Raw genomic sequence first — 25,237 nt, 5'->3', positions numbered from 1 at the left:
CAAAAGGAGAGCTCATGGCAGCCATACTACATGCGTTGCAGCAAGAACTGAACGAACTTCCGTCTCAGGAACGACGAATTGCAGAGGTGATTTTACAGTCTCCGTCCGATATTCCTGGCTGGACCATTAACCATCTTGCGCAGCAAAGCGGAACAAGTGCGGCTACGGTAACCCGCTTTTGCAAATCATTTCATTTCAAGGGTTTCCCTGATTTCAAAATGAAACTGGCCGCGGAACTGTCACACTCATCCACTGAAACTGCATATCAGGATATCGTCGCGGGCAATCCTTTATCCAAAATTGTAGAAGCTATTGAAGCCAACCATATTGCATCCATTGCGGATACCACCCGTTTGCTGGATTTAGGAAGGTTGGAGCATGCGGTTCAGTTACTATGCCATGCCCGTCGTATTGATCTCTACGGGGTGGCGACCTCTTCCATTGTTACACAGGATTTCTACCAGAAACTGGTACGGATTGGCAAAAGCTGTACCGCCTTCTCGGATTCACATATGCAAATTACGTCAGCTTCTTCACTGGGTGAGGGAGATGTGGCGATGGCAGTATCCTACTCGGGTGAAACGCCGGAGACGATTGATGCTTTGCATTGTGCCAAACAGGCGGGAGCTTCTACCATCTCTCTAACATCCTATGGGAATAACCAACTTGCGACGGTGTCGGATATTCCACTGTTTACGTCTTCACTGGAAGAAGGCATGAGGCGTGGAGACATGGCTTCACGTATTGCGCTGCTGCATGTCGTTGATATTCTGTTCACGGGCATGGTGAGTGCCGACTTCGACCGTTTTATCCCAAAATTGGAACAATCGTATCACAATGTACAGTCTTATCGGGTTCAACATAATGGAGGTGCCTAAAAAGATGAATATACGTATTTTTGAAAACGAAGAAGATTTGAACGCAACTGGTGCAGGTGTGATTGCCAGTTTGCTACAGACCAAACCCCGGGCTGTACTGGGACTCGCGACTGGAAGTTCTCCTGTGGGTATCTATAAACAGCTTATTGCTTTGTATCAGAAAGGTCTGGTCAGCTTTGCGCAGGCATCTTCCTTCAATTTGGATGAATATGTCGGTCTTCCTGTGGAGCATCGCGAAAGCTACCGCAGCTTTATGAATGAACAATTGTTTTCCCATATTGATATTGATCTCGCCAGAACTCAAGTGCCGGATGGGCAGGCTTCGGATTTGGGACAAGAATGTGATTCCTATGAACAACGGATTGATGATCGTGGACCAGTAGATCTGCAATTGTTGGGTATCGGACATAATGGCCACATTGGCTTCAATGAACCCGGAACCGAGCTTACAGGACGGACACATGTGGTGGATCTCAAAGAAGAGACAAGAAAAGCAAACGCCCGCTTTTTTAATCATATTGATGAAGTTCCAACTCAGGCCATTACGATGGGTGTAGGTACGATTCTGAAAGCCAAACAAATTCTGCTGATCGCCCGTGGTGAGGAGAAAGCCGAAATTATTCGTGAAGCCTTTATGGGGCCGATTACGACCCAATGTCCCGCTTCGCTGCTGCAATGTCATCCTAATGTGGTCGTGTTGCTGGATCGTGCGGCTGGGAGGCTGGTGAAATGAACGTAGAAGCTATGGAAAACCAGGAGCAAGAGAGTGAAAAAACCATTTCACTTCTTCGAGGTAAAATCGTACTGCCCGATGGTGTATTGGAGGATGGTGTACTTGTCTGGACGGATGGGAAGATCCTTTATGCTGGCGCACCCGAGGGATTATCTGAACATATTCGCCGTGAAGCCGTATCTGTGCCTGTTTCCAAGCATGGCGTCATTGTGCCTGGATTTATAGATATCCACGTACATGGTGGAAATGGCGAAGACTTTATGGACGCGAGTAAGGAAGTGATGGATAAAATCACTTCATTTCACAGCACACAGGGGACCACTGCAATGTTGGCAACGTCCATGACGGCGCCCAAAGATAGTCTGGACCGGGTATTGGCTGAAGTGGACAGCTACCGTTCCGGTGACATGCCTTATGCACAGCTGGAAGGTGTACATCTGGAGGGTCCTTTTTTCAGTCCGAAGTGGCCCGGCGCACAAAACCCGGATCATATTGTATTGCCTAATGTGTCCTGGCTGGACGCGTGGGAAAAACAATATCCCGGCTTGATTCGTCAAGTCACCCTGGCGCCGGAACGTGAGGGGGCGCTCGAAGTCATTTCATGGCTGCGCGAGCAGCGAATTACCGCAGCATTAGGACATACGGATGCGACCTATGAAGAAGTACAGCTTGCGGTCGAAGCCGGGCTGCACCATGCCGTGCATACATTCAATGCGATGACACCGCTGCATCACCGCAATCCCGGAGCTGCCGGCGCAGTGCTTAGTGATTCCCGCATCAGTGCAGAGATCATTGCAGACGGTATCCATGTGCATCCGGCGGCGATGTCTATTTTGGCTCAACTGAAAGAACAAGCAGATCAGCTTGTGTTAATCACAGACGCGATGTCTGCTACCGGGCTGGATGATGGTGAATACAAAATTGGCGATCTGCCTGTGATTGTTACGGAAGGTGTGGCACGTTTGAAAGACGGAGGCGCACTGGCAGGAAGCACGCTCACGATGATTCGTGGTTTCCGCTATCTGGTACAGGAAGTGGGCTTGAGTCTCAATGCAGCCTCACGGGCAGCCAGCCTGACGCCGGCACGTCTGCTCGGCATTGATCACCGAACGGGTTCCTTTGCTAAAGGAAAACAGGCGGACGTCGTTTTGCTGAATGGTGATTTGAAAATTGAGGAAGTGTGGGTGAAGGGCAGACGAGTCGGCGGTTAATTCTACATCTGTAGTATTGTCGTGTGCCTCAACAGGCAATACCTTTCGTAATATGTTAAAATAGATCTCAAAAAAGACGAGATCTGCGGATCACGCATTACGGAGGCGTGAAACATGGAACGTAACGCTATGCTCGAATTCGACCCGTTCATCACAGAGCTGGCGGAAAAGCTGCACGTACACGGATATTATGCCTTTTATGGCGAGCACTACAATGAGACCGATATGGAGCAGTACCGCAGACACCTGTTCCCTTCATTCAGCAATATCGTATGGGTGGAGCTGGATGCACGCAAAAAGTATATGATTGTGGATCATCGTGGACGCAACACGGTTATGAAATTAATCGACGGTATGCTCAACACCCGCAGAACGCTGCGGGCCAATCAAGCGATGGCTGGTGAGGACACCTCGAGAGTCCAGCAGGAAATCACGCATATGATGCAGCTTGTACATATGTTGAATTTCACAACCTTCCGCTCTTAAGTGGAGGATGACTGGGTAGAGCTGGAGATGTCCCGGAAGTTGGATTTCTCCTTCTAGTCACAGTGCTAACGAACCTACTACACCTTATTATGCGGAATAGTCTGGATTGGAAAGTCTAACGAACGTCAGCCACGCTATTCCGGTGTAAACTTGATGAACGACATGCAAGATGAGGAAATAAAGCTCCTACGATTCGTTAATTCCCCAGAACTGCGGATTTTCGTCGAATAGCACGTGCTCGGTTCGTTAAAAGGCAAATAACGAGCCGTTGTAATGATCTACCAATTACAAAAGGGGTGTGCCGTCTTGAATATGGACGGCACACCCCCTTTATCTATTTATATATCTACCTATACCCTTCATTTGTAAAGTAGGTTCAATCTTAAAATCAGTTATGAAAAAGCTGCAAAGTAGTGCAGGGGACGAAATCGGATTAATAAAAGCGACATCCCTTAGGGTCGTCGCTTTTATTAGATCTACGTATACTAATACTATATGGAATTGAATTCATAATTTACACGTTAACGAAGTGGGGAGAAGAAAGCTGGAGAAGCGAAGCGTTCGCCTTTATCACCGGTATTTCTCCCTTTATTAAAAGGGAATCAAGGAAATCCGGGGATAACAGCGATCGGAAGCTTGTTCTCCCTGCAGAGTGACCTCGTGTAAGAGTGAGGATTCAATTTTACAAACTCTTCATAAACTGAACAATTGTCAACAACCCTTTATCAAAGTTCTCCAGGTTGAAATGCTCGTTCGGTGCATGCAGGTTCTCATCGGGCAAACCGAAGCCCATCATAACCGCTGGAATACCCAGCACGCGTGAAAGTTTCTCCACGATCGGAATGGAGCCGCCGTCTTTCGTAAACAGGGCACGAACACCGTACACTTGCTCATACGCATCAGCTGCTTTTTGCAGAATTGGATCGGTAGGATCCGTGTTGAACGCAAAGGCTTTCTCAATCTGTTTCACATGCAGCGTTGCGCCCGGTTGAAGGTGAGCGCGCAGATGTGCTTCGATACGATCCAGCACATGCTGCGGATCTTGATCCGCAACGAGGCGGCATGTGATTTTGGCATGAGCATCCTTCGGAATAACGGTTTTGGTGCCTTCACCTTGGAAACCGCCCCATACGCCGTTCAGTTCCAGTGTCGGACGTGCGCCAACACGTTCCACGAACGAGTAGCCTTCTTCTCCGTACAATTGCTCAAGTCCCAGGTCTTGACGAAGCTGATCTTCATTGAAGCCCTGCTTCACGAACTCTTCTCTCATCTCAGGAGAGAGCGGCAGAACCCCTTCATAGAAACCATCTACGCTCACGCGGCCTTGCTCATCATGCAGCGAAGCGAGCAGGGATACGAGCGCATGCAGTGCGTTCGGTACACCTCCGCCAAAAGAACCGGAGTGCAGGTCCGTGTTGGCTGTGTTCAGATCCACTTCGAGCGAGCAAAGGCCACGCAGACCTGTGGAGATCGCCGGTTTTCCTTTTTCGAGCAGAGATGTATCCGAGATCAGTATCATATCTGCACGCAGCTTGTCCGTATTGTCATTCAGATAGATCGGCAGGTTTGGACTGGAGATTTCTTCTTCCCCTTCGATGCAGAATTTTACATTCACGGGAAGCTCCTTGTTTTCGGCAAGCAGAGCTTCAACCGCCTTAATATGTATGAAGATTTGTCCTTTGTCATCCGTGGCACCCCGAGCAAACAGTTTGCCGTCCCGAACCGTAGGTTCGAATGGAGGTGAATCCCACAGATTTAACGGATCGACAGGCTGTACATCATAGTGTCCATAGATCAGAGCTGTTGGTTTGCCGGGTGCATGCAGGTGGTCTGCATAGACAATCGGATGTCCCGCCGTTGGAATAACCTCTACATTTTCCATACCTGCACGTGTGAGTGCATCCGCAGCCCATTGAGCCGCACGGTTAATATCCTCTTTATGTGCTGAAATGGCTGAAATACTTGGAATGGATAACCATTCATTCAATTCTGCCAGGTGTTTGTCTCTATTTTGTTGAAAATAAGCTTGTTCCTTCATTAAAAGGCCTCCTTCATGTTCTGCTATACCCTATTGTAATCCATTTTGACATGTTAATAAAACATTGGTTAAAAAATGATCGGCTACGTACCGTTTTATTCTCCCGGAAATTATGCGTATAATACAAGAAACGGATTTCATCCATATATTCTCATATGTATTTTGCACTGCAATGTAAACCATTCAGCAGGGGGAGTTGAAGCAGTTCCCATGACAGTCAGACCATACGCAAGCAGGCAGGTGAGCGTTGATGGAACCAAGTAGGAACGTAAGGACGTTGGGCAGGCTCATGCGCTGGCCCGGGCTAAATACAGGAAGACATAAGGGGCGTTTTTATCGAAACAGTCTGATGCTTATTTTGCTTATTGCCAGCATCCCCGGACTGATTACAGGCATCGTGATGTACCAGTTGGTCGTGGGCCGGATGGAAAATGAATTTAATCAGATGCATCAAAAGCAGATTGAGAACCGGGCACGCAATGTGGACGACCAGCTTGCTTATCTGGAGATGACCTTGTCCCATTGGGCTTTTGAACCCCGATTTGGCAATGCACTGCGAACACTGGATTTTGTGTATTATTTCAACGAAACACAGGAGATCGTCACCACACTTTATGTACTGCAAGGGTCTCACCCGCTGATCAAATCCGCACAGCTATATTTGCAGGAACCGAAACCAATTTTGTTTAACCGGGATTATACCGAGTTGAAGGATGATGCGAAAAACCAAGCCTATGATCGCTATCTGACGATGGGCAACCATGTGTATTGGACAGATTGGGTTGCGAGCCAGAGCAGCGACAAGTCACTCACGGAACAGAATAGCTTACTTCATACCGATCCGGGGAATGCATTGGTTCTTGTACATAAGATTCCGGGTGAGAGCATCAATCCATTCGGCGCACTAATCATCACGCTGGATAATGAGAAGGTCGCCAGTTTGTTGAAAACGCTTACTCCCTATGACGAAGGTTCAACATTTCTCATGGACCCGGAGGGCAATACACTGGTTACTGGAAATCCGATAGCGGGAAGGGCAGACCTTGCATTTGAGCAGCAGCTTAAAGAAGAAGTTGCCCTGCATCCAGACAGCCATTCATTCCTGTTCAAATATGAGGATGAGACCTATTCCGTGTCCTATGGATCACTGAGTCGGATCGATTCAGACTGGACGTATGTCTCCGCAGCTCCGCTGACATCCGTGACATCGCCGGTGAAGCTCGTATCCAAAATCATCGTCATTGCGAGCGCTGGCAGTCTTCTTTTGGGGCTGGTGTTATCCTGGTTTGCTTCACGGAGGATATACTCTCCCGTAGCCAGGATGCTCCATTTATTGACGCCGAGCAGGAATGAAGCATCAACAGACACCAGGCTGGATGAATTCCAGCTGCTGGAGCAGCAGTGGAATGAGTTGACTTCTCAAAGTTTAACCGCACACCGTCAATTGCAGGAGCAGCTGCCCCACTTGCGGGACAGTTTTGTATTACAACTGGTGCAGGGGCATCTATATGCCTATAACGAGCAGGATCTTCAGCAGCGGATGAGGAATCTTGGCTTTGAGGTGGAAGGCCAGCAGTTTTTGCTGCTTCAGATGTATTTTACGGGATATGCCCAGCTGCAGGGTCGATTTGGGAGTCAGGATACGGGGCTGGTTACCTTTGCGGCAGTTAATATTATTGAAGAAGTTGCCAAAGATTATTTCAGCCAAATTAGCGTGATGAACTTTCACGACCTGTCTTCGGCCATGTTGGTAATTGCTCCCGAGGACGAGCCTGCAAAGTCACAAGCGTTGTTATGGGGACAGGAACTGGTGGAGGTCATTGGTCAGACCCTGAAAATGAACGTGACGGTGTTGGTAAGCCGTTCGGCTGCTTCCCCGCAGGAATTGCCGGGATTATTCGTGGAGATGGAGCAGGCGGTTGCTTATCGCAGCGTGGAAGTTGGAAGCCAGATTCTCGATCTGGAGGATGAGCAATGTTTCCGCAGAACGGAAGAAGCCTCGTATCCACTGGGGCTGGAACGTGAGATCCTTCAGGCGATCAGGCTTGGGAAGAAGGAGGAGGCTGAGCGCGTTCTCGAACAATTTATGACCGAGGTCACCCGAGCAGGCAGCACCGAATTTCAGGTGCAGCAGATGATGCTCCAATTGCTGGGAAGTATTCAGCATATGATGCTGCAGACAGGAGTAACACCCTACAAACTGTTTGGAGGCTGCAACATGTATGAGCGCTTGTCCACCATTCGCGAACCTGCCCAAATGATGAAATGGATGATCGGAGAAGTATTGCTTCCTTATATACAGGAGATCGAGATGCGATCCCAGGAGCCGCTGAAGCAGGTGGTGGAACGCACGATGTTGTTTATCGATGAGCATTATCGAAATGAGCTTTCCCTGGAAAGCTGTGCAGATGCGGAGCAGATGACCCCTTATGCATTAAGCAAAGCATTCAAGCAGGTATCCGGTATGAATTTCATTGATTATTTAACACGGGTACGAATGGATGCGGCGAAGCAATTGCTGCGTGAGACCACGATGAAAATCAATGATATTGCAGGCGCTGTTGGATACCAGCACAGTTACTTTAATCGGATTTTCAAGAAACAGGAAGGCTTAACGCCGAGCCAGTATCGGGATCAATGGCTGGGTAAATAAACCTGTGCATAAGACTTCAACGCTGACCGGAATCCCGCTTCATGGGACTCCGGTTATTCATGTTTCTTACCTCAGAAACACCTTGCAAGCAAAGAAGGATAATGTTGCAAAAATGTGCAATCTCTGCTGCCAAAATAGGTCCAGGTCGAAGTGCAAATGGCGTTATAGCGGGCTTTCGGGCCACTTTGCGTAACCATGCAAAAAATGAAGGTTGCCGGAAACAGGGCAGCTGTATAGTCTGAATAACAAGTTGATTGATAACGCTTACATAAATAGGGAGGGGAGATATGATGAACGGGAAGACGGACTGGAATGGAAATGGCGCTACAGCAGCTCAGGTGGAAATGGCCGCATTGCCGATAAAGCGGGAGTCCAACTGGAAGAGGCAGATCAAACGTAATAAATGGCTGTACGTGCTTGTACTTCCCGGATTTTTGTACTTTGTCATTTTTAAATACTTGCCCATGTGGGGGATCGTTATTGCCTTCCAGGACTATCAGCCTTTTCTGGGCATCCGCAACAGTCAATGGGTGGGCATGGAGAACTTTACGAACTTCTTCTCCAATCCGGATTTCTTCCGATTGCTGAGGAATACACTCGTCCTTGCCTTATATGATCTTATATTCTTTTTCCCGGCACCGATTATTATCGCATTATTGTTAAATGAAATCCGGGTCGCTTTCTTCAAAAGAACGATTCAGACGCTCGTTTATGTACCTCACTTTGTATCCATGGTCATTATCGCAAGTATCACCTACGTATTCCTGACTCCGCAAGGCGGGGTACTGTACGACCTGATCTCCTGGATCACAGGTAAACCGATCGATGTGTTGGCGAGTCCGGGATCATTCCGTCCGCTCATTATTGTTCAGATGATGTGGAAAGAGATGGGCTGGGGAACGATTATCTTCCTAGCGGCGCTGGCAGGTGTGGATACAGAGCAGTATGAAGCTTCAATTGTGGATGGTGCAGGACGATTGCGGCGCATGTGGCATATCACGCTTCCAGCCATTCGCACAACCATAGTCATCTTGCTCATTCTCAGACTGGGGAACTTCCTGGATACCGGCTTCGAACAGATCTATCTGATGACCAACTCGCTGAATCGTGATGTGGCAGACGTATTTGATACGTATGTATACACCGTCGGGATTACGCAAGGTGCATTCAGTTACAGTACGGCTGTCGGGTTATTCAAGTCTGTGGTCGGGATCATACTGGTGCTCGGCAGTAACAAACTGGCCAAGAAATTCGGTCATCCCGGAATCTATTAAGGTGTGTTGCCATCCATGACATCTATCCATAAGGAGGAAATCGCCCATGAACAGCCGTTTATACAACAGCCCTGCCGGCAGAGTATTCGATATTTTCAATTACGTCATGCTGGGGATTCTGGGCATATTAACCGTCCTTCCTTTCCTGTATATTATAGGAAATTCTTTCGCAACGGAAGCCGAGATCACCGAACGCCATTTTTTCCTCATTCCGAAGGTGTTTTCGTTCAGCGCATATGAGTATATTTTTTCCTCGTCCACCATCTTCCGCAGTATAGGCGTTTCGATATTTGTTACGGTTGCGGGTACATTGGTCAATCTCTTTTTCACGCTGACGATGGCTTACCCGCTGTCCCGAAGTGATTTTTGGGGGCGTAATGTCATGATGAACATGGTGATTTTCTCCATGCTGTTCGGTGGCGGGATGATTCCAACCTATCTCGTCATTCGTGGACTTGGACTTTTGGATTCCTATTGGGCCCTCATGCTTCCTGGCGCGATCAGCGCTTTTAACTTAATTGTTGTCAAAAACTTTTTTCAGCAAATGCCGCCCGGGCTGGAGGAAGCGGCCCGTATCGACGGCTGTTCGGATCTTGGGGTGCTGTGGCGGATCGTTCTGCCATTATCGAAACCGGTGATTGCCACATTTGCGTTATTTTACGCCGTAGGGCACTGGAATAACTTTTTCTCCGCACTCCTGTACATTTCAGACAGTGACAAATGGCCGCTGCAAGTCATGCTGAGACAGATCGTTCTGCTCTCGCAGGCCAGTGTCGGAGATATGGCGAACATGGACCCTAATTTCGTACAGCCACCAGAGCAGTCCATTAAAATGGCGGTCATCGTGGTCGGCACCATACCGATTTTGCTGGTTTATCCGTTTTTGCAGAAGCATTTTGCCAAAGGTGTCATGTTAGGTTCAATCAAAGGCTAAAGCCAAGGGGGAGAACGTATGGGACAAAAGACGGGATTCAAAAAAGGCGCATTGCTGCTTTCCGCATCATTGGTACTGAGTACGGTTCTGGGAGCTTGCTCCACGGATAAAGAAGGTTCAGGAGCAGCTGCGGGAGGTACCGATCAGATTACGATTATGCTTCCGAACTTTGAAGCGGAGAATCCGCCCGATAACAGCCCTGTCATTCAGAAGCTTGAGGAACTGACCAAGGTGGATGTGAATCTGCAATGGGTACCGAGCAGCTCCTATGAGGACAAATTCAATATCACGCTGGCTTCGGGCAAGCTGCCCGATGTTATGGTTGTGCTTGGCAAATCCCCAAGTTTCATAAATGCAGCTCGAACCGGAGCTTTCTGGGAGCTTGGACCTTATCTGAAAGACTATCCAAATTTAAGCCAGATGAATGAAATTATCACCAACAATGCTTCCATCGATGGCAAAACCTACGGCATCTACCGGGGACGTCCACTGGGACGTAACGGCGTCACGATCCGCAAGGATTGGCTGGAGAAGCTGGGCCTGGAAGAGCCAAAGACGATTGATGAGTTTTACAATGTATTGAAAGCGTTCACGAAGGATGATCCGGATGGCAATGGCAAGGACGACACCTACGGTCTGGTTGCCAGCAAATTCACAGGTCCTTGGGATAACATGCAGATTTGGTTCGGTGCACCCAACAAGTGGGGGGATGATGGTAACGGTAATTTGATTTCGGCACACGAAACACCGGAGTATATGGAAGCACTGAAATTTTTCCGCCAAATCTATAGTGAAGGTCTCGTAAACAAGGACTTTGCCGTAATGGATGCGACCAAACTGCCTGATCCGTTTGTAAACGGGCAAGCGGGTGTCATGATCGATGTAGCGGATAACGCACAGCGGATGGATCAGAAAATATTGGAGAAAGACCCATCAGCAACAGGCCGGGTGGATGTGCTTCAGGCGATGGAAGGGCCTAAAGGGCTGCGTGACATGCCAACCTCAGGCTACTCCGGTATGATAGCCATCTCCAAAAGTGGCGTGAAAACGGAAGAAGACCTGAAAAAGGTATTGGCATTCCTGGATCAATTGAACGAACCGGAACTCCAGGCACTGCTGTCCAATGGCCTGGAAGGCAAGCAATACGAGAAAAAAGGGGAATATGTTGTTCCGACCACCGACAAGCTTGCACTGCGCGATCTGCAGGGCTTGAACCAAATGTTGATGTTTCTTCCGGAAGATCGCGCCTTCCGCGTTGAGCCGACACCGGTTCGTGAAAAGGTAGCCGAGGTTCAGAAGGCCAACGAGGAGATCGTTGTTCCCAATCCGGGTGAGCCGCTGATTTCCGACGTGTATGCACAGAAAGGCCCCCAGCTGGACAACATTATTAACGATGCCCGGATCAAATTCATCGTGGGACAGATTGACGAGAAAGGATTCCAGGATGCCGTTGCGCTGTGGAAGAGCAGTGGCGGGGATGACTACGTCAAAGAAGTAAATGAGCTATACGCTGCACTGAAGTAGATTGATATTCCAGGTGCCCGGCAGCCTTTCTCGCAGTGTAAGTGCGGCAGCCGGGCATTTCCGTTATTCATAGTTGGCTTCAATTACAAAACTACTTCGTTAATTTTTTTTGAGGATTTTGGCTTCCAGTCTTTGGATTTTGATGTATAATCATTGCAAAACAAACCTATTTGAACTTAAATGAACGTTATCGGTAGAAGGACGACCACTCTTGAACACACAGGGAGGAAGCGACATGTGGAACGGGGATGCATTTCAAAATCCTGAGGCTCAGTACCGGGTTCATCCCTTTTGGTTTTGGAATGGGGATATGGAAGAAGGGCAGATCAAACGGCAAATAGCCGAAATGTCTGCTCAGGGCGTAGGTGGTTTTTTCATCTGTCCACGTCAGGGACTGGAAATTCCCTATCTTTCCGAAGCATGGTTTGACAAGGTACGGATTGCAGTGGAAGCAGCGGCTGCTAGTGGCATGCAGGTCTGGTTATATGATGAATATCCCTATCCAAGCGGGATGGCCGGTGGAGAAGTGACACTTGATTTTCCTGAAGCAAAACAGCGCCAGCTTGTACATCATCAGATTCGTGTTCATAGCGGAGAAGCTGTGGATCATGAGTTGCCATGGGGGCGAGTATTAGTTGCAAAGGCGATCCCAAGGAATGCGCAAGGCAGACGCTTGTGGCATGAATCCATCGATTTGCGCAGCAACATCGGCAATATTCAGACAGATCAGGTATATCAGGAGACAGGACTCACGTCGTATAATCGCAAGCGGTTTTTTACATACCGTACGGCTTTTCGCCTGTTATGGAAAGCTCCCGCTGGGGACTGGGATGTGATTATATTTCAGGAAGAAGAGATCGATGATTTCAAATATTACGGCAACTTTGTTGACCCGTGTCACAAGGAAGCGATGAGCCGTTTTATTGAACTGACCCATGACCGGTATAAGGAGGCAGTTGGAGAACAATTTGAAAGCGTAATCAAAGGCATATTCTCCGATGAAATCGCGCCGCTTGGGCGTATTCCGTGGTCTCCACAGCTTCCCCAATATTTCAGTGAACGCAACGGTTACAGCCTGATCGAGTCGCTGCCTGCTCTGTTACATGGCGATGTTCCAGATGCGGAGTGTATTCGGTATGACTATTACCAATCGCTGCATCTTCTGCTCAGGGAGTCGTATCACAAGCAGGTCCATGACTGGTGCGAAGAGGCAGGGATTCAGTATGCGGCAGAAGTGCCAGGGGTACGGATGACCACGCAGTTGTTCAGCCACATGCCAGGGGGAGATTCGGCGCATGAGAAAATCGGACGCCCCTTATCTTGGATTCTGGAACGGTATGGCAAGAAAATGCGCGACAATCCGAAGATGGTCAGCTCGCTTGCCCGACAGCTGGGACGTAACCGTAATCTGATGGAGTGTTTTCACAGTGTAGGCTGGTCGATGACGCTGCAGGATGCCAAGTGGATGATTGATCGGATGGCAGCCATGGGCACCAACTTTTTTAACTTCCACGCCTTTTTCTATACGATTGGCGGACTTGCCAAGCATGATGCCCCCCCATCCCAGTTCATACAAAACCCCTATTGGCGTCACTTCCGGCAGCTCGGGGATTATACGGGACGTTTAAGCTATCTGATGAGCACCGGAACAGCGGATATCCGTATTGCTGTACTTGATCCAACGACCACGTTCTGGAGCCTGATGGGTAATCCGCTACACGGATTTGAATACGGCGGGGAGGACGAAGCAGAACGGGCGAAGCTGGATCGTCTCACGAAGGATTGGATGCGGATCACCTCGCACCTGCTCGAAAATAGACGTGACTATGATCATCTGGACCCCGAGCTGTTAGCCGAAGCTACGTTGGCCGAGGGCATGATGCAGATTGGCGTTGCACGCTATGAGGTGCTGATTCTTCCACCGATGCTGAACCTGGAGGCAGCGGCCTGGCGGCAGGTGAAGCAGTTCCTGGAACAGGGAGGAACGGTCATATCCGTAGGCATGCCGCCATATATAGCTATTCAGCCGGGAAGCCCTGTAGGAGATGAGGCCGCCCAGTTGTTTGGTGCAGGCAATCAGCCACACGAGGAGTACTGGGGGAATAGTGGAGAACCATGCCATAACGGCAGTGAATTGATGTGGCAACAGGGGCAGGGCAATGCTTATTTTCTACCCGCGGGAACAGGTCGCGGAGATGATTTCTCCCTGGAACTGATCTCCCTGCTGCTGGATCAGGTGCTGCCCGAACCGATCTGTTGGATTATGGAGGAAGAAAGTGCGTCGCTGCTTATGCAAACCCGTCAATTATCGGACAGAGAGTTTATGGTTTTTTTGTCCAACCAGGAAGGACAGCGGCTTGAAGGGCAATTGAAAGTGGTAGCCAAGCGGTTATGGCCGGGTGAAGAACTTTCGGAAGGTACTCGTCTGCTCGCGGAACGGCTTAATCTGGAAACAGGACAGCGTGAACCATTGCCGTTTACCAGCAGTGGTGGTGAGTGGTGCATATCGCTAAAGCTTGCTCCCTATGAAGCACATGCTGTGAGGCTTACTTTACAACATGCCCAAGAGGAAACAGAGGTTATTCCTTCGGCTCTGACCAAAAATGGAATGAAGTCTTGCACGAGTCGCCTCGTTACCGAGAACGATTCTTACACTATAAAGCTTCCTTCGGAGGGACCATGGCGGCTGGAAAGCATTCAACCGAACACACTTCGAATGGGGAAATTCCACCTCGTGGCTTCCAATGACAACGGTGTAATTTTTGAGCGTGATCATGTGGCAGTCAAACCATTTATTGACCAGGCGGCTGAATTGTCGGAGAACCATCATCTGCCGCTCCAGTTTGATCAGGTATTTGGCACACCGAAGAAAGCATCCGTTGCCTATCCAATCCAGTGCAAATATACGATTACATTTGAGCTGAGGACGGCATTGGCCGAATGTCTGTTATTCATGGACAGGGCGGCGATTTCGGGTAACTGGACCATGGAAATCAACGGACAACGAATTGGACAGGATCAATTCGAGACGATTGAAATTACTGATCATCATAATATTGGCTGTAATATAACGGAGCTATTACACAGTGGTCTGAATGAAATGACCGTTACCGTACAGGTCACGAGGGATGAAGAAGGTATCGTTGATGCGCTGTATCTTCAAGGGCGGTTTGGTGTGGAATTCCATCATGAGGGTATGGTCTCACTTGTTCCTGAACCGGATACAGCGATTCGGATTGGGCATGAACCCCAACCACTTTATCCCCACTTTGCAGGGGAGATGAGCTATAAACGGAACTTCTGGCTGGATGAGCCTGCTGAAGAGGTCGCGTCTTTTGAACTGGAATTCAACGACTGGCGGGTACAGGATGTGGTAGAGGTACGGGTGAATGGTCATAGTCTGGGCGTTCGCTGCTGGTCTCCCTATCGCTGGGCGGGAGAAGCCTCCTGGCTTCGAGCAGGGGATAACGATATTGAAGTACGTGTTACCAACACATTGATTGGTTTGCTGGAAGGGTCGTATTTTGATTCAGCCAGTCACAGCTTGCGTGAAGCGGGTCATTGATCTGCTAAAGAATAAACGTTACGAGAGAAACGGTACGTCGGGATTACGCTCTACCCATTTCTCACGCAGGGCTCCGGGCTACAGACGTTCTAGTAAGGTGTAAATTTCTCAACGTTCAATACGTAGTGATTTGTGAAAAGGAGGAACAAGATGGGACATCGCATTCAATTCGACCGATATCCGGGTGGCGTGATGAAAGCATTGACGTTCAGTTATGACGACGGGGTAGTACATGACCGCAGACTGGTGGAACTTTTCAACCGACATGGGCTACGGGGCACATTCAATTTGAACTCCGGTACTCTGGGCAAGCCTGGTCGGATCGAGAGAGCAGAAGTTGCGGAATTGTATGCCGGGCATGAAGTGGCTGTACATACGGTCACCCATCCCACATTGCCCTATGTCCCGGATGAATTGTTGACCGAGGAGATTATGGAAGATCGGAGAACACTGGAACAGCTTGTCGATTATCCGGTACGAGGTATGGCCTACCCCAACGGGGGGTATGACCGATCGCTAAGCACCAAGCTGGAATGGCTCGGCATCGATTATGCGCGCACGGTTGAATCGCACGGCAGATACACGCTGCCTGAGCGACCGCTCGAATGGCATCCAACCTGCCATCATAACCATGATTTGATGACCCATGCCGAACGTTTTATCCAGCATACGAAGACAGGTACACCGCTCTTGTTATATGTATGGGGTCACAGCTACGAATTCAATGATAACGACAATTGGCAGATCATCGAGCAGTTCGCTGAGCAGATTGGTGGCCGGGATGACATATGGTACGCAACGAACATCGAAGTCATTGCTTACTGGAAAGCGGTCAAACGTCTTGAATGTTCCGCAGATCGGTCGATGATCCATAACCCATCGGCCATCCCCGTCTGGTTTACGGCGGATCAGCAGGTGGTTGAAGTGAAAGCTGGAGAGACATTGCGACTAACCGAACGAATCAAGGTATAGGAAAGGAGTTGACGATCATTCGTTATTTTCATGAGAACGAGGCGATTGCAGGCAAGGTGTATGATTCAATTCCGGATATTTTGACCACGGTGGCGCAGCGTTATATTGGCGATCATCCCAAGCACTCCTTTTTGTTCAGAGCTTACCACCGGGGAGGCTTCCGCAGGCTCGGGGATTACCGTTATGATCTGAACCTGGACGCCAAGTGGAAAGAGGCGCGCGCAGGACAGTATGTGTACGTATGGGGCAAATTATGGAGTCAGCAGGAGGCTGTATTAAATACGAGCCTGAATTGCTACAGTCCGGTGATGGTTTATGTAAACGGAGAAGAGATCTTCAAATCCGAGCTGTTGCAGGAGTTATTTCCCGAGCGCAGAACCCAGATTCCAATCTCCGTGAAATATGGCTGGAACGATGTGCTGCTTTGTTTTGTAAAAACAGAAGTGGGATTCGGCGGAATCTACGGGACGGCCTCATTTAAAAATTTCCCGCTTCACTTCCTCACTCCGGGTGTGGATCGTCATGGTCAGGAGGGCTGGTTGTACTCGGAGCCAGTCGATGAACCTGTACCAATACTCCCTCGTGATGGCATGAGCGAAGAAGAAACAGGCCTCTCCTGGTATCCACGCAGGAACTGGACAGAAGAGGAACAGGAGGCGGGTTGCTTTAACAGAATTCTGACAGTTGCCACGGATTCGATAGATCAATCAGATCCAGCCAATCCATCCGACACCGAACAGTCGCTGGTGGCTTATGCTTGGTCCAAGCTCGATGTAATCCAGCCTGGATTGTCACCAGTAATTTTACAAGGAACGCATGATGGTGCACTGACTTTATATGTAGACGGCAGGGAAGTGTACACTGCTGGGGCTACCGGGACTTTCCATGTTGAGCTGCCTCGTCGCTATGGTACTTGTGATCTCGTAGTCAAAGGTGAAACGAAGGCTGGAAACGGATCTTGGGGATTCACGATGGAGGATGCAGAGAATTCCGATTTACAAGGCTGGAGATTAAGACCGCCTCATCCGGTTGCAGGATGTCCCGACGCTTGGCTGTATACGGGCGTATTTTCTCCAGGCTCTGAACCATCTCCCAAAGATATCGTGGTAACGGATACCGTATTTGATGATGGAGCCAGAGGCGTGTACTGGCATGTAGATCTTCCCGAAACAAGTGTTCGACCTTATTTGGAAAATACCCATTACGGGAAATGGAATTATCCACTCGGTGTTACCCTGCTTGGCCTTCTTCAGATTGGACAGGAGTTGGGACGTGACGACTATGTTCAGTATGTGCGGGACCATATCGGCCTGAGTACATCGTTTGACCGTTATGCTCTATGGGATCGGGAAGGTTACGGCGCAGCGGGAATCAATAATCAGTTGTCTGCGATTGACAGCCTGGATGATTGCGGTTCATTCGGAGCTACTTTACTGGCAGCGATGGAACTCGGTGATATTCGCGGGGGGAGAGATACTGCGGATCGTATTGCAGCCTACATCACGGATGAACAGGAACGTCTGGACGACGGGGCCTTTTACCGTGTTCGCGGCAGCGGAGAGATGCGCCAGGAAACGATGTGGTGTGATGATCTGTATATGAGCACGCCATTCCTGATGCGTTACGGTCAGTTGACGGGAGATACTTCCTATTGGGATGATGCGATCAACCAGTTCTTCATGTTCCGCAAATATCTCTACATTCCCGAACAACAGATCATGTCCCATGTGTATGATTTTGTGCGTGGACGGGCGACAGGCATTCCATGGGGGCGCGGGAACGGATGGGTTCTGTTTTCGCTAACTGAGCTGTTATCCATACTGCCGGATGATCATGCGAAACGGCCGGAACTGCTAAGCTTCTACCGGGACTTGTGTCAGGGCTATCTGGCATTGCAAGGTGAAAATGGACTTTGGCATCAGGTGCTGAACCGCACAGATTCGTATGAGGAAACCTCCTGTACGTCGATGTTTATCTACGCTTTTGCCCGCGGTATCCGTGAAGGCTGGCTGGAGCAGCCAGAGGCGTATCTGGAAGCGGTACGTAAAGGCTGGGAAGGGATGACCCGTCTGTCCATTGATTACAAAGGTAATGTGTACGGCGTATGTCGGGGCTCCGGTTATTCTTTTACCGCGCACTATTACCGTGACGATCTGGGGTGGATTCTGAATGATACGCACGGTATCGGCATTGTGCTTCTGGCCGGGATTGAGGCGTATAAGATGCATCAGCAGCTGAGCGGGATTTCGCTCGACTCTTCAGTTACAGCCGTGCAGCGCTGATGCTTGATTAAGTCCATTTGGAGTAAAATAAGACGATTTAGGCAACTTAATTGCCTGAATCGTCTTATTTTTGTTCTATTGCCACAATTATTCTGGATATTTTGGGTTAATCGACAAATTTTGATAGATAGTTACAAAATATATTTACTATAATAAGGAAGATCCAAATATCCTGTCATGAGGAGGAAATAAATTGAAAAACAAAGCGAAATGGAAAAGGTGGACTGGAGCATGCGTATTAAGTCTGGGGATATTGTGTATGGCTTCCTCAGTACAGGCAGCAGGCAAAACGACCTATGTATATGATTCCAACAATAGATTAACATCCGTGACGACCGCTAATGGAAAGGTATATACATATCAGTATGATACCAACGGAAATCTATTAAAAATAGTTCAGAGTGCATCTTAGCGATAGTCAGCTTGAATTCTTGAATTATTGCAATGGGGACGATCCAAGAATAGTCTGCGTTCGTCCAGAAGGGAATTACAATCGATATGGGGAGAGATTGATGATATAAAAAAAGGGCTATCTATCCTGCTTATTTTCGCTTTTGTGGTATCCATGCTATTTCCGCCAGAACTGGGGATACAACGTGCTGTAGCTTCTTCATCCTATAACAACGAGGCTAACAGTAGTGTAACGGGGGATGTATACGGCGATGCTCCATTGACCCCCACCTTGGGAGGAGCTGTTGATTCAAAAGATCTCATTACGATTACGACCGTATCCGAACGTTTTCAGGTAGAACGGGATTGGGTCATTCTTGAACTGAGCAAAGGATATGCGTTGAATGAAATCTATCAGGCGTTGATTGCTCAGGAACAAGGAGGCTCCTATGAGACATACATACAAGAGAAATATCCAGACACAATGAATCATTCGTTAACGGACAGTCCTGAATCCGTTACATTTGAAAATGAATCCGGTGCGTTGGGCCGGGTGGATGAGCCTTCGGTAACAGAGGCTACATACAGTGATTTGTCCGAGCCTGCATCTGTCACAGACGAGGTGTACACAGCCCCGGACACGTTTGCTCTCGCTGCAAACGGATATGATGACATCGCGTTACAACGTCAGTCCATCAAGTTCGATCAGGCTCCTTATGGAGTAGGGTCAGTCAACGATAGTATCTCGACGAGCGATGGCTCGCTTAATATAAGCGTGGTTGACCTCGTAATGCCGGGGGCCAACGGTCTTGATTTTACTCTGCGTCGCAAGTATGACAGTACGTTGGGAAAGGACCGGATTGGTGCGAGAGTAAATCCTGATTTTAAAAACACAACCGAATCGACAACAGAGGAACAAAAATTTCCAATCGGTAAAGGCTGGCCTGGGATCTGCCTTATGTGAAGCATGAAGGCGGTGGGACGTATGTTCATATCCCGGGAGTCGGTACATTCGCCGATTCTGAAAGAGGCGGGTTAGCAGGCTATCCGTGGGACAATCTGGACTTCGGGCCTGAGAATTCCGAACTCTATGTATCCGGAGAAAAGGCTCACTATGTTTTAAAAGATTACAATACCGGTATTGTTCAATATTTTGATCAGGCCGGAAACATTCTGCAAATTCGTAATCAATATAATAACACCATTGAATTTTATTACACCACCAACTTCAATTACGGCACCGTTCTGAGTTTTGTTATGACTCGGGCTGGCAAGGGACAGCCCGTGCAGACGATGGATTTTTCATACAGCACCAATGAAGTCAAAGTTTCCTTTGATGATCGGGTGGTCACGTATAAAACACGAAATGTGACGAGCAACAACCGTACCCAGAGGTTGCTCGATCAAGTCATTGATGCAGAGGGAAGGATAACGAAGTATGGGTATCTTCGCTGGAATGGACTACTTTTCAACCTGATTGATTCCTTCAAGGATTATACGGGAGAAAATCAGCAGGTCTATTGGGGATGGAACGACTGGCTCGTTTTGGCCTCCATTGAGCATCCGACCAAAGCGATGACACAATATACGTTCAGTGGGACCGTACTGCGAAAATTGGGGCCAACTGGCGCTGAGACCCAGCCTCGATATGGGCAGCGCAAAGTGTTCTATAGTACAACAGCAGGACAGGAAGTTTCTAACCAAATCAATGTGAGTTATAGCGGTGATATAGGCGCGGTATACGGACAAAGTAATTCTTTTACGACCATGGTGGAGGACGGGCTGACCCGAACCGACTACAGCTTTAGGAAACAATTTGTTGCACATAACAAACCGGACGTGGTCTATAACACAAACATCAGCACCCGCGCAATCGAAGGGAATCAGCGGCGAGATACGGTCTATACGTATAATGAAGCCGCCTACCGGAATGTGCCGACCCGCATTGAAGAACGTTCGTATGATACAGCCGGTGCTTCCAGTGCAGCGGTGACTTCACTCCAGTATAACGACTGGGGACAGGTCACCTCCCAAACGGATCCACTTGGAGCCACCATCAAGTCCACCTACGAAATGAAGTTTTTAAGCGGGTATGACTTGTCTCCAGTCATTGTACTTACTCAAAGTACCGAAACAGGCGGTAATCATCAACAAGCAACAACAAATTACAGTTATGATTCGGTTACCGGATCATTGACACAGTCAGTCATACGGGACAGTCAGGGCAATCTTCTGGGCCAGACGAATTATCAATATGATGGATACGGAAACCCGACGGTGCTCCAACTGAAGGGAGAGACGGCAGATACCATCGTTCGTCAGCAGTTTGGTTACAAATCCATGTTGCCTACCCGGCAGGAAGTCCAAGTTACGGATGCGGCTGGGAAGATTTCTACTGTTACTGTGCAAGCAGGGTATAACGCCACCGGAGAGATGAACAGCTATACGGATGGCAACCAGAATACAACAACAACGACCTATGACAAGCTTGGGCGTGTCATTTCCGAGAAGAATCCAGACGGAAGCATCACCACCCTGGCCTATGATGACGTAAATAATATGTTGACCGTAACGACCCCTGACCTCAGTCAAACGGTGTACCGTTTCGACCCGCTGGGCAGGCTGTCCAGTGAAACGAATGCACGGGGCAGCAAGACGTATACGTATGATGCGTATGACCGAATGATCGCTCAGACGGATGCTGCTGGTCAGACGACAACATATGTCCATGATGCATTCAATCGCGTCATTCGTCAGCAGGACGGAACGTCCACTACCCAAATGGCTTATGATGATGCGGCGCGTACCCTGACGATCACGGATGGCGAAAACAACCGTATTCGTGAGATCTACAATGTGATAGGCCAGGTGACCAAAAAGGAAGAGCTCAAGGCCAGCGGCAACGTGGCTCTAGCCACCTACACGTATGACAGCGTGGGTAACGTTATCTCCGTCACCGACGGAAACGGCAACCTGACCACGAATGGGTATGATGCCTTGTCCCGTCTCACCTCAGTGACGGATGCCGAGAATAAAAAGACAAGTTACACGTATAATCTCGGTGGTGATTTAACCAAGGTAACCTATGCAGACGGAAAAACCCTACAAAAACGCTATGACGAGATGGGCCGTTTGCTCGTACAGACAGACCCCTTGGGGCAAGACACGACATATACGTATGATGCAAATGACAATGTGACGAAGGTGCTGGATCGCAAAGGGCAGGAACGCACCTACGTCTACAACAGCCGTAACTTCCTGCTGGAAAACCGGGCCACAGACGGAACGATCTCGTATACCTATGATGCCATGGGGCGGAGAACTGGTATGGGCGACCCTACCGGAAGTACCCAATATGCATATACACCCGTCGGTGAACTGGAGAGCATCACCTATCCGGATGGAGCGACGTTAACCATGGATTATGATGCCCGAGGTGTGCGGACCCGTCAGACCTTCCAGCAAGGCAGTTATACGCTCAACCTGGGCATGACATTCAAGGGAGCCTCGGCGCTTCCGGCATCCCTGAGCTTGACGAGCGGCGGCGGAACGGCCCTCGGCAGCTTCGCGTACACGTATCGCGGCAACAACAGTCTGGCACAAAAAAGTGCAGGGTCCGGGTGGAAGGAAGTATATACCTACGATGGCCTGAACCTGAAGGGACTCACGCATACGTTCCAGGGAACGAATGGCCCAAGTTACAGCTATGCCTATGATAACAACCGGAATATCACGAGCAAAACGGATCAGGGAACGGTCTACCAGTTTACGTATGACAAGCTAAACCGAATTCAAACGTCCAGCCAGTATCAGGAGACCTATACCTACGACGTGCGGGATAACCGGAGCAGTCTGGAGAGTGACCGGGACTGGAGCCCGCCAGCGGCAGCCTCCTATACCTACGATGCCCGTAACCAACTGACGGGTGCCACGGTCAACGACCAGAGTGTGAGCTACCGTTACAATGGAGACGGTCTAATGACCGAACGAAGTACGGGAGGAAAAACGACCCGTTACTACTATGATGACCGTGGACTGCTGGTGGCCGAAGGTACGGTAAGCAGCACGGGAACGGTACAGATCACGGTAGGCTACGTATACGATGCGACCGGGAAACTGACCGCCCGGCAGATGGCTGGAGAGAGTCAGCTTCAATCCTATGTGACCAACGGTCACGGGGATGTGACGGAGATCCGGGATGCATCAGGTAACATATTGAACCGATACACCTATGATATCTGGGGCAATCCCGAAACGGCAGAGGAGACGGTCCCGAATGTCCTGCGCTATGCGGGGGAGTATTGGGACGAAGCGACGGGTCTCCAGTACCTGAGAGCCCGTTGGTATGATCCTGCAACGGCCCGTTTCATCAACGAGGATACGGTAGAAGGAGAACTCACGAATCCATTGAGTTTGAACCTATATACGTATGTGGAAAATAATCCGTTGATCTATGTAGACTCCAGTGGAAAGTCGAAAAAACCGGCTAATAACGTTTTGTTAGGATTAGAAAGTGGCAGTGGTAGTGCCAGTGGAGGACGAATGACCCCAGGCGGAAGTATGGGTGGAGGTGGAAGTAGAGGAGGAAGTGGTAGCGGATCCTCTGGTAGTAAACCGTCGACTTCGAGTAATGGACAGTCGAGTAGGGGGACGGGAAATAACCCAAAACAGACAGTGACATCTAATAAAGGTAAGACAATTGATGTTACTCCTAAATCAAACCATACTACTACAACATCAATTCCAAATCCTAAAAAGGGGACACCTAATTCATCGGTAGATATCCTAGACAAAAAAACTGGTGAAATAAAAACTAGGAGATATTACGGGGCTGATGGTAGAGCGGTAAGAGACGTTGATTATACCAATCATGGAAACGCTAAAACTCACCCAGAGTGGCCACACGAACATATATACAAATGGAACGCTGACGGAACATTTATAAGATAACTAGGAGTGATACTATGGATTTTGAGGAAATGAAACAAAGAGTAGAGATGGGAGAAGAATTCCAATTTTATTATAAATTAGATAGTTATTGGATTAGCCACAATCAGGCTGGATTTTATTTAACAAGAGTTAAAGATAGTTATTCACAATTTTTTAAAACGTCTAACGAATTGTTTAAAGATGCACAAATTGAAGGAAAGAAGCTCCTAGAACTGTGGAATGAATTAGATATATAATTCTTTACTTTACATTGATAGGTATCAATCCCTTCAAGGTTTCTTTTTTAGGGAAGTCTAGTGCCAAATGAATCTATCTTCCAGCCAATACAATACATTAAGCAGCGAAGAAGGCGGGTCTACTATTTGGTATAAAGGCGACGAATTTATAATGAAAAAAATAATTAAAAAATGGAATTAAACACCTATTATTACTATGATGACTGCAACCTATTTGTTGTAGAAGGTATAGTTGGGTCAGACGATATGGTTTCCCTATAAGCCGGTTACGTCTTTGACGTGACTGGAAGAGTTTTAAGTCCGGCCGGTTTCTCGCTGAGAGTGGTTTGTAAAGATACTGGAAGAACGACCATGGAGATACTATAGAACTGAAAAGTGCAACGGGGGATAGGCTGAACCGATACACCTGTGACATCTGGGGCAATCCGGAAACGACAGAGGAGAGCGTCCCGAACGTCTTGTGTTATGCCGGGGAGTATTGGGTTGAAGTGACAGAACTCCAGTATCTGAGAGCCCGTTGGTATGATCCGTCCACGGCTCGGTTTATAAGTGAGGATACGTACGAGGGTGAACTGATAAACCCGCTGAGTCTGAATTTGTATACGTATGTGGAAAATAATCCGTTGATCTATGTGGATCCGAGTGGAGAAGCCAAAAGAGGTGAAAAGAACGCCTTAGAGGGATTAGGATCAGGAAGTGGCAGCGCCAGTGGCAGTGCCGGTATGGGCAGATCGTCTGGAGGAGGCTTTGGTGGAGGTGGAAGCAGAGGAGGAAGTGGATCGTCAAGTAGTAGTAAGCCATCGACTTCGAATAATGGACAGGCGACTCAAGGGACGGGAAAAATAAATAACGTCTACGACTCTATTAAAAAGGCTCCTAAATATCCTGAAGGATTCAAAGGTGTTCAAAATGGAACAAAAAAAGTTAATGTTAATAACAAGGATGTTCTTGAAAAATTACGAAATGTAGAATCTGGACAGTGGAAAAAAGTGTATAAAGATGGTTACGATGCTAGTGGTAAAGAAGTGTCAATTCACTATTTTGAGAGTTCTTCAGGAAAAGTATTTGATGTTAAAGTTAAGTCTGGATGGAGTAACAATTAGGGAGTGGA

General features: G+C 48.5%; 17 protein-coding genes. 16 read left to right on the top strand and 1 reads right to left on the bottom strand.

The genetic code is table 11. From position 1 onward, the window contains the following. Positions 1-14 precede the first annotated feature (14 nt). The 4 genes from JNUCC31_RS08340 to JNUCC31_RS08325 all read left to right on the top strand — a co-directional run bounded on the left by JNUCC31_RS08340 (position 15) and on the right by JNUCC31_RS08325 (position 3,308). Positions 15-878 carry a MurR/RpiR family transcriptional regulator gene (locus tag JNUCC31_RS08340; RefSeq protein WP_192270398.1) on the top strand — a complete coding sequence of 288 codons (864 nt, stop codon included), beginning with the start codon at positions 15-17 and terminating at the stop codon, positions 876-878. Between the two features lie 4 nt (positions 879-882). Then, a complete protein-coding gene (gene nagB / locus JNUCC31_RS08335; RefSeq protein WP_192270396.1) occupies positions 883-1,611 on the top strand; it encodes a glucosamine-6-phosphate deaminase in 729 nt (242 codons plus the stop codon). After that, entirely contained in the window at positions 1,608-2,822 is a 1,215-nt protein-coding gene (gene nagA, locus JNUCC31_RS08330) for an N-acetylglucosamine-6-phosphate deacetylase (RefSeq protein ID WP_228469579.1), read from the top strand. Before nagB ends, nagA begins: the two co-directional genes overlap by 4 nt. 114 nt (positions 2,823-2,936) lie before the next feature. Then, on the top strand, positions 2,937-3,308 hold the full coding sequence (locus JNUCC31_RS08325; protein WP_192270394.1) for a hypothetical protein: 372 nt from the start codon (positions 2,937-2,939) through the stop codon (positions 3,306-3,308). Between the two features lie 682 nt (positions 3,309-3,990). Here the strand turns inward: JNUCC31_RS08325 and JNUCC31_RS08320 are convergent. Continuing rightward, a complete protein-coding gene (locus JNUCC31_RS08320; protein ID WP_192270392.1) occupies positions 3,991-5,346 on the bottom strand; it encodes a dipeptidase in 1,356 nt (451 codons plus the stop codon). 250 nt (positions 5,347-5,596) lie between these two features. Here JNUCC31_RS08320 and JNUCC31_RS08315 point away from each other — a divergent pair, with 250 nt between their 5' ends. From JNUCC31_RS08315 to JNUCC31_RS08255, 12 genes are all read left to right on the top strand, one after another. Then, the gene (locus JNUCC31_RS08315; protein ID WP_192270390.1) at positions 5,597-7,999 is read left to right on the top strand and encodes an AraC family transcriptional regulator; all 2,403 of its coding nucleotides are present in this window, start codon (positions 5,597-5,599) and stop codon (positions 7,997-7,999) included. A gap of 344 nt (positions 8,000-8,343) precedes the next feature. Further along, on the top strand, positions 8,344-9,273 hold the full coding sequence (locus tag JNUCC31_RS08310; RefSeq protein ID WP_228469698.1) for an ABC transporter permease: 930 nt from the start codon (positions 8,344-8,346) through the stop codon (positions 9,271-9,273). Between the two features lie 46 nt (positions 9,274-9,319). After that, positions 9,320-10,207 carry a carbohydrate ABC transporter permease gene (locus JNUCC31_RS08305; RefSeq protein ID WP_091001202.1) on the top strand — a complete coding sequence of 296 codons (888 nt, stop codon included), beginning with the start codon at positions 9,320-9,322 and terminating at the stop codon, positions 10,205-10,207. Between the two features lie 18 nt (positions 10,208-10,225). After that, positions 10,226-11,731, top strand: a complete 1,506-nt coding sequence (locus tag JNUCC31_RS08300) for an extracellular solute-binding protein (protein ID WP_192270385.1) — start codon at positions 10,226-10,228, stop codon at positions 11,729-11,731. 235 nt (positions 11,732-11,966) lie between these two features. After that, complete coding sequence (locus tag JNUCC31_RS08295) at positions 11,967-15,296, top strand: glycosyl hydrolase (protein ID WP_192270383.1); 3,330 nt, start codon at positions 11,967-11,969, stop codon at positions 15,294-15,296. A gap of 150 nt (positions 15,297-15,446) precedes the next feature. Continuing rightward, the gene (locus JNUCC31_RS08290; RefSeq protein WP_192270381.1) at positions 15,447-16,268 is read left to right on the top strand and encodes a polysaccharide deacetylase family protein; all 822 of its coding nucleotides are present in this window, start codon (positions 15,447-15,449) and stop codon (positions 16,266-16,268) included. 8 nt (positions 16,269-16,276) lie between these two features. Further along, positions 16,277-18,550 (top strand): glycoside hydrolase family 88/105 protein, encoded by a 2,274-nt coding sequence (locus JNUCC31_RS08285; protein WP_228469578.1) that lies wholly within the window; start codon positions 16,277-16,279, stop codon positions 18,548-18,550. 193 nt (positions 18,551-18,743) lie between these two features. Then, entirely contained in the window at positions 18,744-18,962 is a 219-nt protein-coding gene (locus tag JNUCC31_RS08280; protein ID WP_192270379.1) for an RHS repeat domain-containing protein, read from the top strand. A gap of 27 nt (positions 18,963-18,989) precedes the next feature. Further along, positions 18,990-19,904 (top strand): hypothetical protein, encoded by a 915-nt coding sequence (locus JNUCC31_RS08275; protein WP_228469577.1) that lies wholly within the window; start codon positions 18,990-18,992, stop codon positions 19,902-19,904. Continuing rightward, a complete protein-coding gene (locus JNUCC31_RS08270) occupies positions 19,901-23,890 on the top strand; it encodes an RHS repeat protein (protein ID WP_192270375.1) in 3,990 nt (1,329 codons plus the stop codon). The genes JNUCC31_RS08275 and JNUCC31_RS08270 overlap by 4 nt, the downstream gene beginning before the upstream one ends. Before the next feature lie 14 nt (positions 23,891-23,904). Continuing rightward, complete coding sequence (locus JNUCC31_RS08265) at positions 23,905-24,126, top strand: hypothetical protein (protein WP_192270373.1); 222 nt, start codon at positions 23,905-23,907, stop codon at positions 24,124-24,126. Between the two features lie 362 nt (positions 24,127-24,488). Continuing rightward, complete coding sequence (locus JNUCC31_RS08255; RefSeq protein ID WP_323374391.1) at positions 24,489-25,229, top strand: RHS repeat-associated core domain-containing protein; 741 nt, start codon at positions 24,489-24,491, stop codon at positions 25,227-25,229. Positions 25,230-25,237 lie beyond the last annotated feature (8 nt).

The organism is Paenibacillus sp. JNUCC-31, assembly GCF_014844075.1.
Taxonomy (GTDB): Bacteria; Bacillota; Bacilli; order Paenibacillales; family Paenibacillaceae; genus Paenibacillus.
Note: the sequence above shows the minus strand (reverse complement) of the source record. Positions and strands in the feature narration are given on the sequence as shown.

What these genes read in the sequence shown, in the direction of transcription:
- JNUCC31_RS08340 (WP_192270398.1), top strand. Translation starts at nt 15, where the DNA reads ATGGCAGCCATACTACATGCGTTGCAGCAAGAACTGAACGAACTTCCG.
- nagB (WP_192270396.1), top strand. Translation starts at nt 883, where the DNA reads ATGAATATACGTATTTTTGAAAACGAAGAAGATTTGAACGCAACTGGT.
- nagA (WP_228469579.1), top strand. Translation starts at nt 1,608, where the DNA reads ATGAACGTAGAAGCTATGGAAAACCAGGAGCAAGAGAGTGAAAAAACC.
- JNUCC31_RS08325 (WP_192270394.1), top strand. Translation starts at nt 2,937, where the DNA reads ATGGAACGTAACGCTATGCTCGAATTCGACCCGTTCATCACAGAGCTG.
- JNUCC31_RS08320 (WP_192270392.1), bottom strand. Translation starts at nt 5,346, where the DNA reads ATGAAGGAACAAGCTTATTTTCAACAAAATAGAGACAAACACCTGGCA.
- JNUCC31_RS08315 (WP_192270390.1), top strand. Translation starts at nt 5,597, where the DNA reads ATGGAACCAAGTAGGAACGTAAGGACGTTGGGCAGGCTCATGCGCTGG.
- JNUCC31_RS08310 (WP_228469698.1), top strand. Translation starts at nt 8,344, where the DNA reads ATGGCCGCATTGCCGATAAAGCGGGAGTCCAACTGGAAGAGGCAGATC.
- JNUCC31_RS08305 (WP_091001202.1), top strand. Translation starts at nt 9,320, where the DNA reads ATGAACAGCCGTTTATACAACAGCCCTGCCGGCAGAGTATTCGATATT.
- JNUCC31_RS08300 (WP_192270385.1), top strand. Translation starts at nt 10,226, where the DNA reads ATGGGACAAAAGACGGGATTCAAAAAAGGCGCATTGCTGCTTTCCGCA.
- JNUCC31_RS08295 (WP_192270383.1), top strand. Translation starts at nt 11,967, where the DNA reads ATGTGGAACGGGGATGCATTTCAAAATCCTGAGGCTCAGTACCGGGTT.
- JNUCC31_RS08290 (WP_192270381.1), top strand. Translation starts at nt 15,447, where the DNA reads ATGGGACATCGCATTCAATTCGACCGATATCCGGGTGGCGTGATGAAA.
- JNUCC31_RS08265 (WP_192270373.1), top strand. Translation starts at nt 23,905, where the DNA reads ATGGATTTTGAGGAAATGAAACAAAGAGTAGAGATGGGAGAAGAATTC.